The sequence below is a fragment of the Streptomyces sp. NBC_00390 genome, assembly GCF_036057275.1.
In the GTDB taxonomy this organism is placed as follows: Bacteria; Actinomycetota; Actinomycetes; order Streptomycetales; family Streptomycetaceae; genus Streptomyces.
In genome coordinates, this window is the sequence record NZ_CP107945.1 from 6,875,337 (window position 1) to 6,890,801 (window position 15,465).

The 15,465-nt window shown below is 69.6% G+C and carries 13 protein-coding genes; 4 read left to right on the plus strand and 9 right to left on the minus strand.

Annotated elements, in window-relative coordinates; genetic code table 11:
• Positions 1-44: 44 nt before the first annotated feature.
• The 7 genes from OHS70_RS30475 to OHS70_RS30505 all read right to left on the minus strand — a co-directional run bounded on the left by OHS70_RS30475 (position 45) and on the right by OHS70_RS30505 (position 6,702).
• Positions 45-1,271, minus strand: coding sequence for an RNA polymerase sigma factor (locus OHS70_RS30475; RefSeq protein ID WP_443062678.1), 1,227 nt, complete (start codon positions 1,269-1,271; stop codon positions 45-47).
• A 20-nt stretch (positions 1,272-1,291) separates the two neighbouring features.
• A complete protein-coding gene (locus tag OHS70_RS30480; protein ID WP_328402663.1) occupies positions 1,292-1,642 on the minus strand; it encodes a YciI family protein in 351 nt (116 codons plus the stop codon).
• Positions 1,643-1,738: 96 nt separating this feature from the next.
• A complete protein-coding gene (locus OHS70_RS30485) occupies positions 1,739-2,998 on the minus strand; it encodes an arginine deiminase (protein WP_328402665.1) in 1,260 nt (419 codons plus the stop codon).
• Positions 2,999-3,055: 57 nt separating this feature from the next.
• Positions 3,056-4,501, minus strand: coding sequence for a basic amino acid/polyamine antiporter (locus OHS70_RS30490; RefSeq protein ID WP_328402667.1), 1,446 nt, complete (start codon positions 4,499-4,501; stop codon positions 3,056-3,058).
• A gap of 283 nt (positions 4,502-4,784) precedes the next feature.
• Complete coding sequence (locus OHS70_RS30495; RefSeq protein ID WP_328402669.1) at positions 4,785-5,468, minus strand: DUF899 domain-containing protein; 684 nt, start codon at positions 5,466-5,468, stop codon at positions 4,785-4,787.
• A 357-nt stretch (positions 5,469-5,825) separates the two neighbouring features.
• A complete protein-coding gene (locus OHS70_RS30500) occupies positions 5,826-6,242 on the minus strand; it encodes a VOC family protein (RefSeq protein ID WP_328402671.1) in 417 nt (138 codons plus the stop codon).
• Between the two features lie 10 nt (positions 6,243-6,252).
• A complete protein-coding gene (locus tag OHS70_RS30505) occupies positions 6,253-6,702 on the minus strand; it encodes a helix-turn-helix transcriptional regulator (RefSeq protein WP_328402673.1) in 450 nt (149 codons plus the stop codon).
• A gap of 347 nt (positions 6,703-7,049) precedes the next feature.
• On the opposite strand from OHS70_RS30505, the gene OHS70_RS30510 reads away from it, so the two are divergent.
• From OHS70_RS30510 to OHS70_RS30520, 3 genes are read left to right on the plus strand one after another with little or no spacing between them, the layout of a single operon-like run.
• On the plus strand, positions 7,050-9,251 hold the full coding sequence (locus OHS70_RS30510; protein WP_328402675.1) for an MMPL family transporter: 2,202 nt from the start codon (positions 7,050-7,052) through the stop codon (positions 9,249-9,251).
• 5 nt (positions 9,252-9,256) lie between these two features.
• Positions 9,257-10,486: a sensor histidine kinase gene (locus OHS70_RS30515; RefSeq protein ID WP_328402677.1), complete on the plus strand. Its 1,230-nt coding sequence runs from the start codon at positions 9,257-9,259 to the stop codon at positions 10,484-10,486.
• Positions 10,483-11,121 carry a response regulator transcription factor gene (locus OHS70_RS30520; RefSeq protein ID WP_328402679.1) on the plus strand — a complete coding sequence of 213 codons (639 nt, stop codon included), beginning with the start codon at positions 10,483-10,485 and terminating at the stop codon, positions 11,119-11,121. Before OHS70_RS30515 ends, OHS70_RS30520 begins: the two co-directional genes overlap by 4 nt.
• Before the next feature lie 161 nt (positions 11,122-11,282).
• Here OHS70_RS30520 and OHS70_RS30525 read toward each other — a convergent pair whose 3' ends face one another.
• Complete coding sequence (locus tag OHS70_RS30525) at positions 11,283-12,449, minus strand: alanine--tRNA ligase-related protein (RefSeq protein WP_328402681.1); 1,167 nt, start codon at positions 12,447-12,449, stop codon at positions 11,283-11,285.
• 127 nt (positions 12,450-12,576) lie between these two features.
• Positions 12,577-13,188 carry a nucleotidyl transferase AbiEii/AbiGii toxin family protein gene (locus tag OHS70_RS30530; RefSeq protein ID WP_328406026.1) on the minus strand — a complete coding sequence of 204 codons (612 nt, stop codon included), beginning with the start codon at positions 13,186-13,188 and terminating at the stop codon, positions 12,577-12,579.
• 647 nt (positions 13,189-13,835) lie between these two features.
• On the opposite strand from OHS70_RS30530, the gene OHS70_RS30535 reads away from it, so the two are divergent.
• The gene (locus OHS70_RS30535) at positions 13,836-15,119 is read left to right on the plus strand and encodes a phosphatase PAP2 family protein (protein WP_328402683.1); all 1,284 of its coding nucleotides are present in this window, start codon (positions 13,836-13,838) and stop codon (positions 15,117-15,119) included.
• Positions 15,120-15,465: the final 346 nt, after the last annotated feature.

Genomic DNA, 15,465 nt, shown 5'->3' on the forward strand with positions numbered 1-15,465 from the left:
CTCCTCACCAGGCTGTTGGCAACGGGGGGGAGGCCTTCCCCGGGCTATGGTGCTTCCCGCAGCCCGTCCCGCCTGCGGCGCAGGAAGGCGATCTCCGCCGCGTTCCCCGCGCACCCGATCGCCGCGTCGTACTCCGTCGTCGCCTCCGCCCGGCGGCCCAGGCGCACCAGCAGATCGGCGCGGACCGCATGGAAGACACGGAAGCCGTCGAGCGCGGAGCCGAGACCGTCGACCAGGTCGAGCGCGGTGGCCGGGCCCTCGACCTCGGCCACCGCGACCGCGCGGTTGAGCGCCACGACCGGGCTGGGCGCGATCGACGCCAGCTGGTCGTACAGCCGCAGGATCTGCCCCCAGTCCGTCTCCGCCGCCGCCGGGGCTTCGCTGTGCACGGCACTGATCGCCGCCTGGATCTGGTACGGCCCCGGGCGCCCGCGGAGCAGGCACCGCCGTACCAGCGCGTGCCCCTCGGCGATCAGAGCGGCATCCCACCGGCCCCGGTCCTGGTCGGCCAACAGAACCAGTTCGCCGCCCGGGCCCGTCCGCGCCGCGCGGCGGGACTCGGTGAGCAGCATCAGCGCGAGCAGGCCGGTCACCTCCGGCTCGTCGGGCATCAGGGCGGCCAGCAGCCGCCCGAGGCGTACCGCTTCCACGCACAGGTCCTCGCGTACGAGCCGGTCGCCCGAGCCCGCCGCGTACCCCTCGTTGAAGATCAGATAGATCACGGCGAGCACGGCGGGCAGCCGGTCGGGCAGTTCGGCCTCACCGGGCACCCGGTAGGCGATCCGCGCATCCCGGATCTTGCCCTTGGCACGGACCATACGCTGGGCCATGGCCGGCTCGGCGACCAGGAACGCCCGGGCGATCTCGGCGGTGGTGAGCCCGCCGAGCAGCCGCAGGGTCAGGGCGACCTGGGCGGCCGGGGCGAGCGCCGGATGGCAGCAGGTGAAGATCAGACGCAGCCGTTCGTCGCGCACCGGCCCCTCCTCCTCGCCGTCGTGGTCGCGGGCCTGCAGCAGGGCGGCCTGCCCGTGCCGGTCGGCGCGGGACGCCTCCCGGCGAAGGCGGTCGATCGCCCGGTTGCGCCCGGTGGTGATGATCCATCCCGCGGGGCTCGGCGGCAGCCCGGTCGTGGGCCAGCGTTCGAGGGCCGTGGCGAACGCGTCCTGGACCGCCTCCTCGGCGATGTCGATGTCACCGAAGACCCGGACCAGGACGGCGACCGCGCGACCGTACTCCTCGCGGAAGACACGCTCCACCGCGGCTGCGGGCATCTCGGGCAGGCCGGACGGCATCAGACGTGGCCGTGCTGCAGCGGCCTCACCTCGATCGGAAGCGTGATCGCCCGGGCGAGCCTGCGCCCCCACTCCAGCGCTGCGTCGAGATCGGGGGCCTGGATGACGGTGAAACCGCCGAGGTGCTCCTTGCCCTCGACATACGGGCCGTCGGTGGTGAGCACCTCGTCACCCTTCAGCCGCAGCACGGTGGCCGTGCTCGGCGCATGGAGGCCGCCTGAGAACACCCAGGCCCCCGCCTCCTTGAGCTCCGCCTTCAGGGCCTCGACATCGCGCATGATCGGATCCAGCACCTCGGGCGCCGGCGGCTCGCCGTCGGGCTGGTAGATGCTGAGCAGATACTGCTGCATGACGCTCCTCCTCCGCGGGGTGGCATCCGGCTCGCCCCTGTCTCACTCTCTACACGAACGGCCTCCCGCCGGATCGACAGCAGAGACGGAATTCGCTCAGAACGCCACCGGCTCACGGATCAGGGGGCAGGTCATGCAGTGCCCGCCGCCCCGCCCCCGCCCCAGCTCGGCGCCCACGATGGTGATGACCTCCACCCCCGCCTTGCGCAGCAGTGTGTTCGTCTGCGTGTTGCGGTCGTAGGTGAAGACCACGCCCGGCTCCAGGGCGACCGCGTTGTTGCCGCTGTCCCACTGCTGCCGCTCGGAGGCGTACACATCGCCGCCGGTCTCGATCACCCGCAGCTCGGACAGGCCCAGGGCCCTCGCGACGACATCGACGAAGGCACGGGACCCCTCGTCGGCCACGTCCAGACCGGGGGCCCTGTCGCTCGGCCGCAGGGTGAAGGTGTGGACGGCGTCCATGATGTGCGGGTACAGCGTCACGACATCCCGGTCGGCGAAGGTGAAGACGGTGTCGAGGTGCATCGCGGAGCGCAGTTTGGGCATGCCCGCGACCACGACCTGCTCCGCCGCACCGTTCTCGAACAGGGACAGCGCCACCTGGGTGATCGCCTGGCGGGAGGTGCGCTCGCTCATGCCCATCAGGACCACGCCGTTGCCCACGGGCATGATGTCGCCGCCCTCGAACGTCGCCTGCCCCCAGTCGCGTTCCGGGTCGCCCCACCACACGGTGCTGCCGGTGAAGTCCGGGTGGAACCGGTAGACGGCCTTCATCAGCAGTGTCTCGTCGTGGCGGGCCGGCCAGTAGAGCGGGTTGAGGGTGACTCCGCCGTACAGCCAGCAGGTGGTGTCGCGGGTGTAGAGGGTGTTCGGCAGCGGCGGCATCAGATACTCGCGGATGCCGGTCGACTCCCGGGCCAGAGCGAGATACGGCGGCCGGAACTCGTCCGGCAGGTCGGCGGACGCGAGGCCGCCGATGAGGAACTCGGCGAGTTCACGAGGCTCCAGTGTTTCCAGGAAGGCGCGGGTGGGATCGATCAGCCCGACGCCGACCTCGTTCGCGACGATCTTGCGGTCGAGCAGCCAGGACTTCGCCTCGGGCATGGCCACGGTCCGGGCGAGCAGCTCGTGGAGTTCGACGACCTCGACGCCGCGCTGCCGGAGCTTGTTGACGAAGTCGGCATGGTCGCGCTGGGCGTTCTCCACCCACATCACGTCGTCGAAGAGCAGATCGTCCGCGTTGGTGGGGGTCAGACGGCGGTGCGCCAGCCCCGGGGCGCAGACCAGGACCTTGCGCAGTCTGCCGACCTCGGAGTGGACGCCGAGAGCCTGTGCGGCCGGGGTCGTGTCGTTCATCCTGCTGGGCCTTTCCTCGGGCTCGACGGCGGGAGCCGGTGTGGGCGTCGTGGGCGGTCAGAGGCTGATCCAGCCGGCAGCCACGGCGGCCACGCCGACGGCTGCACCGGCGACCGAGATGGCGCAGAGGACGGCTTCAGGTGGCGAGAACAGCCGTTTGCCCTGCTCGCGGCGGGCTTTCACGAACAGGAAGGTGGCGGGGGCGTAGATGATGAAGGAGACGAGCACGAACTTCAGTCCGGCCGCGTACAGCAGGAACGCCGTGTAGAAGGTGGCGACCACCGCGACGACGAGTTCCCGCGCGGAGGCCTTGCCGCCTTTGGTGAGGCTGTCGTGCCGCGCTCCGACCTTGACGGCGAACGCCGCGGCCAGCAGGAACGGGATCAGGGTCAGTGCGCTGGTCAGATCGAGGGCGAAGTTGAACGCGTCCTCGGAGAACAGGGTGACGATCAGGACGATCTGGCTCAGCAGCGTCGTCATCACCAGCGCGGGCACCGGGACGTCGGCGGCGGTCGCCCGCCGCAGGAAGCGGGGCATGTCGTCGTCCTTGGCGGCGACGAACAGCACCTCGGCGGCCATCAGCGTCCAGGCGAGATAGGCACCGAGCACCGAGATGATCAGTCCTACGCTGACGAACACCTCGCCCCAGGTGCCGACCGCGTACTCAAGGACACCGGCCATCGACGGCTGGCGGAGCTCGGCGATCTCGCTCATCGGCATGATTCCGTACGACACGATGGTCACCGAGGCGAAGACGGCGAAGACGCTGAGGAAGCCCAGCACCGTCGCGCGTCCGACGTCCTCGCGCCGCTTGGCGTGCCGTGAGTAGACGCTGGCGCCCTCGACGCCCAGGAACACGAACACCGTGGCCAGCATCGTGCCCCGGACCTGGTTGAACAGCGAGCCGGCGTAGTCGGCGCCGCCCCAGTTCTCGGCGAAGACGCTGGTGTCGAGGTAGAAGAGCGCAAGGATGACGAAGACGAGGATCGGGACGACCTTGGCGACGGTGACGACTTTGTTGATCGCCGTGGCTTCCTTCACGCCACGGCGGATGAGCAGGAAGAACGCCCACAGCCCTATGGTCGACAGCACCGCGGCGAGGAGGGTGTCCCCGTCACCGAGCGCCGGCCAGACCGCGCCGATCGTGGACATGATCAACACCCAGTAGGTCACGTTGCCGACACAGGCGCTCGCCCAGTAACCGAAGGCGGAGAAGAACCCGAGGTACTCGCCGAAACCGGCCTTGGCGTACGCGTAGACGCCGGCGTCCAGATCGGGCCGGCGGACGGCGAGGGACTGGAACACGAAGGCCAGCATCAGCATGCCGGTGCCGGCGATGGCCCAGGCGATCAGCGCCCCGGCGACACCTGTCTCCTGGGCGAAGCGCCGCGGCAGCGAGAACACGCCCGCGCCCACCATCGAGCCGACGACCATCGCCGTCAGTGTCATCAGGGTCAGCTTGGCGGTCGGCGGCGCTGCGTCGGCGGTGTCGGCCTTGGCCATCGTGCTCCCCCTGGGGACGGGTGCGACCGTTTTGGGTGGAATCTATCGACGACCGGCGTGATTCTCTGCGACCGAGCGCTTCGGATGGCCCGTTTGGCCAACCGAAGCGCTCAGCGCGCCTCGCCGCGACCCGAGCGCCCATGCACCGCAGCACGCCGGGCCCTGCGGCCCGGTCCTGACCTGCCGCGACCCGGGGGGTTCTCCACCGCCGGTTCGACCGCTCAGCCGCCGGACGACGGGCTCGGCCACGCCGGGCTCGGGGGTCTCCGCGAGTCCGGGCACGTCACTCCTTCGCCGGCTCGGCGTCGCCGTATTCGTCGTGCCAGTTCCACCATTCGTACGGCGGGGTCTGGGGATACTGCTCGGGCGAGTCCTCCCAGGTCTCCTGCCGCCCGAGCGCAGTCATGTCGAGGTAGCTCCAGGTGCTCCCCAGTGCCTCGTCGCCGCGGGCGTTGATGAAGTAGGTGCGGAACACTTCGTCGCCCTCGCGGATGAACGCGTTCGTGCCGTGCCACTCGTCCACGCCGAAGTCGGTGTCGAACTCGTCGGTGATCGTGTACCAGGGCATCGTCCAGCCCATCCGCGCCTTCACGCGCCCGATGTCCGGCTGCGCCGCGCGCGAGACGAAGGCGAGCGTGGTGTCGCGGGCGTTCATGTGGGCCAGGTGGCCGACGTGGTCAGCGACCATGGAGCAGCCGGGGCAAGCGTGCTCGGGCCAGCCGGACACCCCGGGCTCGAAGAAGGCGCGGTAGACGATCAGCTGACGGCGCCCCTCGAACAGGTCGAGCAGGCTCGCCCTGCCCTCGGGTCCGTCGAACTCGTACGCCTTCTCCACCGCCAGCCACGGCATCCGCCGTCGCTTGGCGGCCAGTGCGTCACGGGCGCGGGTCAACTCCTTCTCTTCGACCAGAAGCTGCTCGCGCGCGGCCTCCCAGTCCTGCAGCGAAACGATCGGGGGTGTCTTCATGGTGACGTGCACCTTCCAGTTCGGTCCGAGCTCATGCGCCGGCCAGAGGTGCGAGCCGGGCGCCGCTCGGCAGGACCCCCTGTGTTCAGGGTCGGCCGCCACCGTCACGGGCGCACGTCGATGCGCAGAAAATCGAGCATGGGTTCCCATGCGTGCATGGCTCCGACCCGCTTCTGCCACTGCCGCACGCCGGCGGTGCGGGCTGAGCGCCCTTGGCGGGTCCCGCCGGACGGGGACGCTCCCTCACGCGTGCGGGTCAAGGAGCCGGATCGCCCGCGCCCGCCGATGAGTTGGAGGCTGTGCAGTCGTCGGCCGGCACTGTCGCAGGCGCAGGCGAACCGGGCCCTCGACGAGGGGTCAGCGCGTACGGGGCTGGGTGAAGCGGAGCATGTTGCCGGCCGGGTCGCGGAAAGCGCAGTCGCGGACGCCGTAGGGCTGGTCGACCGGCTCCTGGAGGACCTCGCCGCCGGCGGCCCGGATCTGTTCGAAGGTGGCGTCGCAGTCGTCGGTGGAGAAGATCACACCGCGCAGCATGCCCTTGGCCAGCAGTTCCGCCATCGCCTGCCTGTCGGCCGGCGAGGCGTTGGGGTCGGCGAGCGGCGGTTCGAGGACGATCTCCACGTCAGGCTGCGCGGGCGCCCCGAGGGTCAACCAGCGCATCCCCTCGAACGCGACGTCGTTGCGCACCTCCAGGCCGAGGGCGTCGCGGTAGAAGGTGAGCGCCTTGTCATGGTCGTCGACTGCGATGAAGCACTGTGAGAGCTTGATGTTCATGGCTTCGACGCTACGAGGCGGCGGCGGATTCCGCTTCTCCGATCCTGACCGGTTCGCCGTTCCTGGGCGGTCGCGTGAGGATCTTGGCCATGCACGCCGGGATCGCGGCGCCCGCCTCGTGGCGGCGGGCCCGGTACGCGCTCGGGCTCTCGCCGACCAACTCGGTGAAGCGCGAGCTGAACGACCCCAGTGAGGTACATCCGACCGCGAAGCAGACCTCCGTCACGCTCAGGTCGCCCCGCCGCAACAGCGCTTTGGCCCGCTCGACACGGCGGGTCATCAGGTAGCTGTAGGGCGTCTCACCGAAAGCGGCGCGGAAGCTGCGGGAGAAGTGTCCGGCCGACATGAGGGCGACGGCGGCCAGCGCCGGAACGTCCAGCGGCTGCGCGTAGTCGCGGTCCATCACGTCCCGCGCGCGGCGCAGCCTGACGAGGTCCTCAAGTGTCACGCGTACCAGCATCGCACGGCAGTCGGCGCCGCCCGGTCGGCCGCTGCCGAGTCCGGTACGGGCTCATCGCTCCTGCGGCCGTCGGCGCACCATGATCTCGTTGACCGCGGCGTGCCCGGGGCCGGGTGACCATGAAGGCGATGGGGCAGGCGACGTCCTCGTGGCCCGTCCCCGGCGCAGACGCGGGATGCCGGGGCGCTGCCAGAACCGTCACCTGCCGGCAGCCCATCCCGGGACCGACCCACCGGCCGGCCGCCTGCGGGGGTTTTCCTCACCCTCCGGGTCCACCGATCGGTGGACGGCAGGTTCAACCTGACACCTCTGTCCGTCAACTGCCCTGCTCAACAAGACTTTTGGGCATGAACTCACTCACGGTACGTATGGCGCGCTGGAGTGCGCGGCACCCCTGGCGGGCGGTCGCCGGATGGCTTGTGTTCGTGGTGCTGTGCCTGGTCGTCGGTGGAGCCGTCGGCACCAACAGCGCCGAGACGGCGGACTACCGCGTCGGCGAGGCGGGCCGGGCCGAGGCCATGGCGGCCGAGGGGCGTCTGGAGCGCCGTTCCACCGAGCAGGTGCTGATCTCCGCCCGGTCGGGCGCCCTCGACAAGCAGGCCGCCGAAGCGGCCGCGCGGGACCTCACGGCGCGGATGAAGTCACTGCCCGAGGTTGCCGGCGTGGCCGCCCCGCTGTGGTCGGGCGACGGCCGGATCGTCATGGTCGAGGTGGCGCTGAAGGGCGAGGAGCGGGATGCGAAGGACAAGGTCGACGCACTGGTCGCACAGACCGAGGCCGTCCAGAAGTCCCACCCCCGGCTACTGCTCGAGGAGACCGGAAGCCCTTCCGTCAGCAAGGGGGTCGACCAGCAGCGCGGCGAGGACCTGGCGCTGTCCGAGAAGATCACGCTTCCGGTCACGCTGCTCACGCTGCTGGTCGTCTTCGGTTCTGTCGTCATGGCCACAGTGCCGCTGCTGCTCGCGCTGTCGTCGATCGCGGCGGCGATCGGCCTGTCGATGGTGGTCTCGCATCTCTCCCCCGACGCCGGGGTCGGCACGAACGTCATCCTGATGATCGGTCTCGCGGTCGGCGTCGACTACACACTCTTCTACCTCAAACGGGAACGCGAGGAGCGGGCCCGCAGCGGCGGCCGGCTGAGCACCGAGGCGCTGGTGGAGCTGGCGGCGGCCACGTCAGGCCGTGCGGTCGTGGTGTCGGGGCTGGCGGTCGTCGCCTCTACCGCGACGCTGTATCTGGCCTCCGACGTGATCTTCTCCTCGCTCGCCACCGGCACCATCGTGGTCGTCCTGGTCGCCGTGGCCAGCTCCCTGACGGCGCTGCCCGCACTGCTGGCAGTGCTCGGCAAGCGGGCGGAACGCAAGGCACGGCGCCGGGCGGAGCGCGCGAAACCGGCCCGGTGGACGCGCGGCGAGGGTGGCGGACGCATCTGGACGGCGCTGCTGCGGCCCGCCGCCGGGCATCCCCTCGCCACGCTCTGCGTCTCGGTCCTCGCCCTGGTCGCCCTCGCCCTTCCGCTGGCCGGGCTGAAGATCACGGAGATGAGCCGGGACACACACTCCCGCGAGATCCGTGCGATGCAGGTGTACGACCGCCTCAACAAGGCGTTTCCTGAGCAGCGGGTCACGCACGACGTCGTCGTGCGCGCCGACGCCTCGCGCGTCCAAGAGGTCGACGAGGCGCTGCGCAGGCTCGCCGAACTCGCCGACAGCGACCCGCTTTTCGCCGACGGCTCGCGGATCACGACATCGGCCGACCACCGGACCAGTGTCCTGCGGCTGAAGGTGCCGCATCTCGGCAACTCCCCTCAGGCGTACGACTCCCTCGACCACCTGCGCAACGACTACCTGCCGACCACCGTCGGCCGGGTCGAGGGCGCGGAGTACGGCGTCAGCGGTGACGTCGCCCGGTACGCCGACTATCCCGCCCATCAGAACAGCAAACTCCCGCTGGTGCTCGGGGCGTTGCTCTTCGTGACGTTCGTGATGACCGTGTACGTCTTCCGTTCGGCGGTGCTCGGTCTGATCGGTGTCGTACTGAATCTGCTGTCGGCCGCGGCCGCGCTCGGGCTGCTGGTCCTCGTCTTCCAGGGGACCTGGGCCGAGGGGCTGCTGGACTTCCGCTCCACAGGTTCGATCGGGTCGCGCGTCCCGCTCTTCCTCTTCGTGATCCTTTTCGGACTCTCCATGGACTACCAGGTGTTCGTGGTCAGCCGGATCAGAGAGGCCGCGCTCGCCGGCGTCCCCACGCGGCAGGCCGTGCTCGACGGGATTCGCAGGTCGGCAAGCGTGGTCACCAGTGCCGCGGTCGTGATGACGACCGTCTTCGCGAGCTTCGTCTTCCTGCACATCATCGAGATGAAGCAGATCGGTTTCGTCCTGGCGGCGGCCGTGCTGCTCGACGCCTTCGTCGTCCGGATCATGATTCTGCCGTCGGCCCTGCTCCTGCTCGGCGAGGCGACCTGGTGGCCGTCACGTCCGGCGCGACGTGCCCCGGCCGTGCCCGGCCGAGCAGCGGCCCATGGAGAACCGGCGGTTGACGTACGTTGATCGATATGACTGCTCTTGCCGGGCCCTCCGCCAACGCCATCTGGTCCGCTTCGCTGCGCCGATGGAACGCGGTGTGCTGGGTACTGTTCGCCGCGATGGCGGTCGGGCTCGCCGCGATGGACCGGCCCGGCGGGAGCAGGTACTGGGCGCTCGCGCTGCTCGGCTGCGTGGTGCTCTGCTACGCGCTCCTGGATCGCTTCCCCGACCACTCCGTCGTACGGCCGCACGTCTATCTCTCCGTGCTCGTGCTCGCGCTCGGCGGGCTCGCGTACCTGCGCAGCAGCTATGCGGCGCTGTTCATGGTGACGCTGCCGCACTACTGGATGTTCGGGCGGACCCCCAGGGCTTCGATGGGGTTCCTGGGGCTGGCGGCCGCCGCGACGCTGGCGGGGAGCTGGTCCCGGCAGGGCTGGTCACTGGAGTTCTTCAGCGAGACGGTGGTGTCCACCCTGATCGTCGTGGCCGTGGGGGTCCTCATCGGGCTGTGGGCGCACTCGGTGGTCGCGCAGAGCACCGAACGGGCCCGACTGATCGTCGAGTTGGGGCGGACCCAGGCGGAGTTGTCCGAGGCGCACAAGCGTCAGGGGGCGGCGGACGAACGGGAACGGATGGCGCGCGACATCCACGACACCCTCGCGCAGGGATTCGCGTCGATCGTCGTGCTCGCGGAGGCGGCCCGGGCGGGACTCGCCACCGATCCGGCACGCAGCGCCCAGCAACTGCGCTCGATCGAGTCGACCGCCCGTGAGAACCTCGCCGAGGCACGGGAGCTGGTGGGATCCGCACAGCAACAGGGCGAGGCGGCGGCCGGCTCCGTGGCGCAGACACTGCGCCGTATCCTCGACCGCTTCGCGGAGGACACGGGGCTCACAGTGGTCGCCGACCTGGCGGACGTGGCGTGCGACCAGCAGACCCGGATCGCGCTGCTGCGCTGTACCCAGGAGTCCCTGGCCAACGTCCGCAAACACGCGCACGCGTCCACGGTCGGGGTGATCCTGACCCTCCGGCCCTACCGGGTGGAGCTGGAGGTCACCGACGACGGCGCCGGTTTCGTCCCGGAGGAATCGACGGGTTTCGGGCTCGACGGAATGCGAAAACGCCTGGCGGAACTGGGCGGCCGGCTGATGGTCACCAGCTCGGTCGGCGACGGCACGCGGGTCCTGGCGGTGCTGCCCATGGAGACACCGAAGGACAGCGACGAGGACAGCGACAAGGGGAGGGGGGTGACAGGATGACCGGCGGACGAATCCGGGTGGTCGTCGTGGACGACCACACCGTGATGCGGGCGGGCGTGGTCGCCCTGCTCGCCGGTGAGGACGGCATCGAGATCGTCGGAGAGGCGGGAGACGGCAGGGCGGCCCTTGCACTCGTCGAGCGGTACGACCCCGATGTCGCGCTCATCGACCTGCGGATGCCCGTGCTCGACGGTGTGGGGACGACAGCCGAAATCGTCGCCCGATACCCGCGCACCCGGGTCCTGATCCTGACGACATACGACACCGACCAGGACATCGAGCGCGGAGTGGAGGCCGGCGCCATCGGCTATCTCCTCAAGGACACCACCCGCGAACAGCTCGCCGACGCGATCCGCTCGGCGGCACGCGGCGAGACCGTCCTCGCCCCCCGTGTGGCCGAGAAGCTGATCGCGCGCATGCGCCGCCCCGCCCAGGAGCCGCTGACCGCACGCGAGACCGACGTCCTCAACGCCGTGGCCGACGGCCTGACCAATGCCGAGATCGGCAAACGCCTCGTCATCACGGAGGCCACGGTCAAGACCCATCTCCTGCGCCTGTTCGCCAAGCTCGACGTGAACGACCGGACGCGGGCGGTGGTGGTGGCCCTGGAGAGGGGACTGCTGCAGCGACCCTAGCCCGGGGCGTCTCCTCCATGGCTGCCGTACATCCCGCCCTCGTTCGCGTACATCGCCACGTTGCGGGCGGCCGCGAACCACGGCTCGGTCGAGGGCACGATCTGCCTTGCCGCGGCCAGCAGGTCAGGCCTGTCCTGCCGAGCCCGCTCGCACCCGTGTCGTCACCCCTGCCGCAGGCTCGTGACCAGGTCGCGGGGCAGACCATGGGTGTCGTGGAGGTAGTGGAAGTCCTCCTCGGTCAGCGGGCCCTGGAAGCGGGGCCGGGCGAGCACCTGCCGGCCGCGCTCCAGGAGCCGACGGAACCGGCGCTCCTCCTCGAGCAACATCCGAAGCACGTCGCCTGGACGCATGTCCTGCCGGAAGTGGTCCAGGCTGTGCTGGACCAGTTCGTCCGGCAGGTCCTCGACACCGCGCGAGGGATCGTCCCGCCACAGCACGGTGAGCACGCGTCGCACCAGGCGTCGCAGCACGTAGCCCCGTCCGGTGTTGGCCGGGCGCACGCCGTCGCCGAGCACCACGACGGCCGAGCGCAGGTGGTCGCAGACCAGACGCAGCGACGGTTCTTCCAGGGGCCACAGGGCCGGCACGAGGCGGCGCCAGGGGTCGAAAACGTCGCACTCGAATACGGACGACTTGCCCTGGAGCAGTGAGGCCAGCCGCTCCAGGCCGAGTCCGGTGTCGACGTTGCGCTGGGGAAGAGGCACGAGGGAACCGTCGTCGCGGCGGCGGTGGCTCATCGTCACGTGGTTCCACACCTCCACCCACCGGTCGTCGCGGGTGGGTGTCGACCGGGGCGGGCAGTCACCGCTCCACAGGAAGATCTCCGAGTCGGGACCGCACGGTCCGACAGGTCCGTTGGACCACCAGTTGTCCTCTACGGTGAGTTCAACGGGGACGCCGCGGTCCTGCCACAGCTCAAGGGAAGCGGTGTCCGGTCCGGTCCGGTCGTCGCCGGCATAGGCGGTGGCATGCAGCAGACCGGGATCGATACCCAGTCCCTCGGTGAGCAGCCCGTATCCCCAGTCGAGACTGAGCGGGCCCTCGTAGTCGCCCAGCGACCAGGTGCCGAGCATCTCGAAGACCGTCAGGTGAGTGGCGTCGCCGATCTCCTCCAGGTCCGTGGTGCGCAGACAGCGCTGTACGTTGACCAGCCGCCTGCCCAGCGGATGGGGGCGGCCCTCCAGGTACGGAGTGAGCGGGTGCATGCCGGAGGTGGTGAAGAGCACGGGGTCGCCGGGTGGCGGCAGCAGCGTCGAGCCGACGATCCGGCGATGGCCGCGTTCTTCGAAGTACTCGACGAACGTCCTGACCAGCTGTTCTGTATTCATGGGATGACTCCTTCGCATCACAGCGGGGGAGGCACCGGAGAACGGGACCGTTCAGTCGTCCGACCGAAGACAGGGGGCGCCACGGCACTACCGACGGACCGTTTCCGGTCGCCGGGGAAAGGGGAAGTCAGGCGGCGGCAACCGGCGAGCTGGTCGCTCGCGCGGTTGCGGTGGTGCTCGGGCCGGTGACGTTCATGCGGGCGACCATAACGCGGCGCTGCCCACCGAAGCACACGAATTTGCCGCCGGAACGTCCCGGCCCCACGCGCCGGTCACTGCCCGGCGAGGCAGCGCGACCGGGGGTGGCCTCACCACCTCTGGCGACGCCAACTGAAGTGCTCAGCCTTGAGGCACTTGACCGACCGCCGGAACAGGGCTTCGCCTTGACAGCCTGGTCCGGGCATGATTCCCACCGTGCATGAGGAGGGGACCATCGCCGGCACGGGCGGTCGAGGATTGGGGTCGGTCGAACGCAGACGAACGCTGACGCTCTGGGTGAGGTCGGCCGGCCGGAGCGGTTCAATCGCATCTGGCTGTGTGTTCGTCTCCATGGCCGGGAAATGAGGGCGGCGAGCGCCTCGCCCTTGTCCCCGCTCAGGTGCTGAAGGTCGATGTCCTTGCTCAGCCGCGCTCCGGCGGGGTAGCGGACCAGGAGGGCTTGGCCGCCTTTGAGGAGCCATCCGTGTGGGTCGGCTTTGAAGACTCCTGCGGTCAGGCGTTGGAAGAAGAAGCCACGCATCACCGCCCCGGGACTGCCGCCGTCTTGCTTGGCCACCCGCTTCGCATGGTCCTTGAGCGCCGGTCACGATGCCCCTGGCGCAGTCGACGATGTCGGGCCGGTGGATGCGTCCCGGAGTGGTACAGGTGCTCGTCCGCCGTTGCTCGAGGCCAGAGGGTTGGGCAAGCCTCGGGGGGTGTGAATGTGACTGAGCGCCGTAGACACGTCCGTCACCCCTGAAGTCTCGATGCCGACGAGGGCGGATGTTGTAGGTCCGGCCCTACGGAAAGCGAACTCGTCGATTCCGAGTATCCCTGGGCTCGGGGCCGTAACGGGCTGAGCGGCCAACTGCCCCAAGGGGATCGTCCGTCGGCAGTGAAGCCGCAGCTTCGTGAGGAGGGCGCCGGCCCGGGCGGCCGCCTAGCTCCACGGTGAACGCCCTCATTGCGGCGTTCCGTGTCCGCCGTGGCCGCGGGCAAGGGGAGCCGATCGCTGAATTCGATGTACCCGTGATCAGCGAAACCCGCCTGCTCCGTTAACATGTTCGAGCTCACGACGATCACATTGAATATGACAAATCGGCTGAAAAATTGACATCTAGGGTAACGCGGGTGTTTTCGCGAATAGGCGGCAGAATTAGGTTGGCCGGGTGGCGTCAACCACGCGTCATGCTGTGGGTCGCCGTGAGTGTGGTGGCCCTCGGATTCCTCATCGCACTGGAGATCGCCGCGCGTCGGTACGGCGTGTCGGGGCCGATCACCACCCAGGCGCGTGAGGTGATATTCGCTCCCCAATCGGGGACGGTGCTGTACGCCAGTATGGCGTTGATGATGGTGGTGCTCACCTGGCGGCAGCGGTTCATCGCGGTCGGCGCCGCGGTCGGCATCGACGGTGTCTTCTGGCTCGTGCGGTGGGCGGTCGACGCCAAGATGATGGTCGGCAACGGCGCGTTGTGGGTGACTCTGGCCTGTGCCGTCATTGCCGTCACGCGCCGCACCGGCCGGGACCGTGTCCTGCTGCTGAAAGGCGTCGGACTGGCCCTGCTGCTGGTGGCCGGCCGCAAGACCGGCTACACCTGGCTGCTGATCACGTCGAAGACCCGCCCGACGGTGCTCGACCAGTACGTGGCGACCGCCGATCGCGCGTTGGGCGACCCGTCGTGGGTGGTAGGCCGGATCGTCGCGGCCACCGGCAATGTCGGCGCCCACGTTCTCGACTGGGTCTACGTTCAGCTCGCGGTGGCCGCGGTCATCATCGCGCTGTACCAGCTGCGCAACGTGGCGGCCGAGCGCCGCTTCCCGGGCCATCACCTGGTGCGCACCTTTCTGGTCATCGGTCTGCTCGGGCCGGGCATTTACATGATCTACCCCGTGGTCGGGCCGGTCTTCGCCTACGGCGCCGACGGGGGGCAGTGGGCGATGGCCAACCTGTGGCCGGACACGCCGCCGCCGGTCGGTACCCCGCGCCCGATGCCCTTCGACGAGATCACCCCGCGCAACTGCATGCCCAGCCTGCACACGGCGTGGGCCACCGCGATCTTCATTCATTCCCTCAAGGGCCCGCGGGCTCTGCAATTCCTGGGCACGTTCTGGCTGATCGCCACGCTCGGCGCAACGCTGGGCTTCGGCTACCACTACGGCGCGGACATCGTCGCCGGCGTGGTGTTCACGCTCACGATCGAAGCGGCGCTGCGCTCGCTCGACCGCGGCTGGGACCGGGCGGGAATCCAGCTGGTCGTCTACGGCACCGCGGTCTTCGCTGCGCTCTTGGCGTCGTATCGCTATCTGTCGGTGGAGATGGCCGGACATCCGTGGGTGTTCGGGCCGCTGCTCGTTCTGGCGATGACCTCGGTGATCTACGGCTATGTACGGACCACCAAGCTGTGGGAACGGAAGGCCGCGTCGGCGCATCTGCCGGAACCGCGACGCGAACCGCAGCCCGAACTGGTCTGAGTCATGTTGCAGCGGGTCGTGGGCTGAGCGCCTTCCGGGTGGGGCAGGGAGGCGCTCAATGAGGGTCCCGTACGGTCGGTACGTGATGATCAAACCCGGCTGCCGGCCCTGCGCACGCAACCCCGCTCGGGCCGAGCGACCGGTCCCTGAACCAGCACCGAAGAGGCTTTCGAGGATCTGGCCGGTGATCAGGTCCGGTCCTGTCCCGCGGGATGGGACTTGGCACCGCCGGCTGTCCCCGCTGGAGCTAGTGGGAACCCTCCAAGCCCGGCTGGACATCGTTGTGCCGGTCAAGATCACCGTGTTCATCCGCACGGCCGCAGACTTGCAGGGCGGGGCGGCCGAG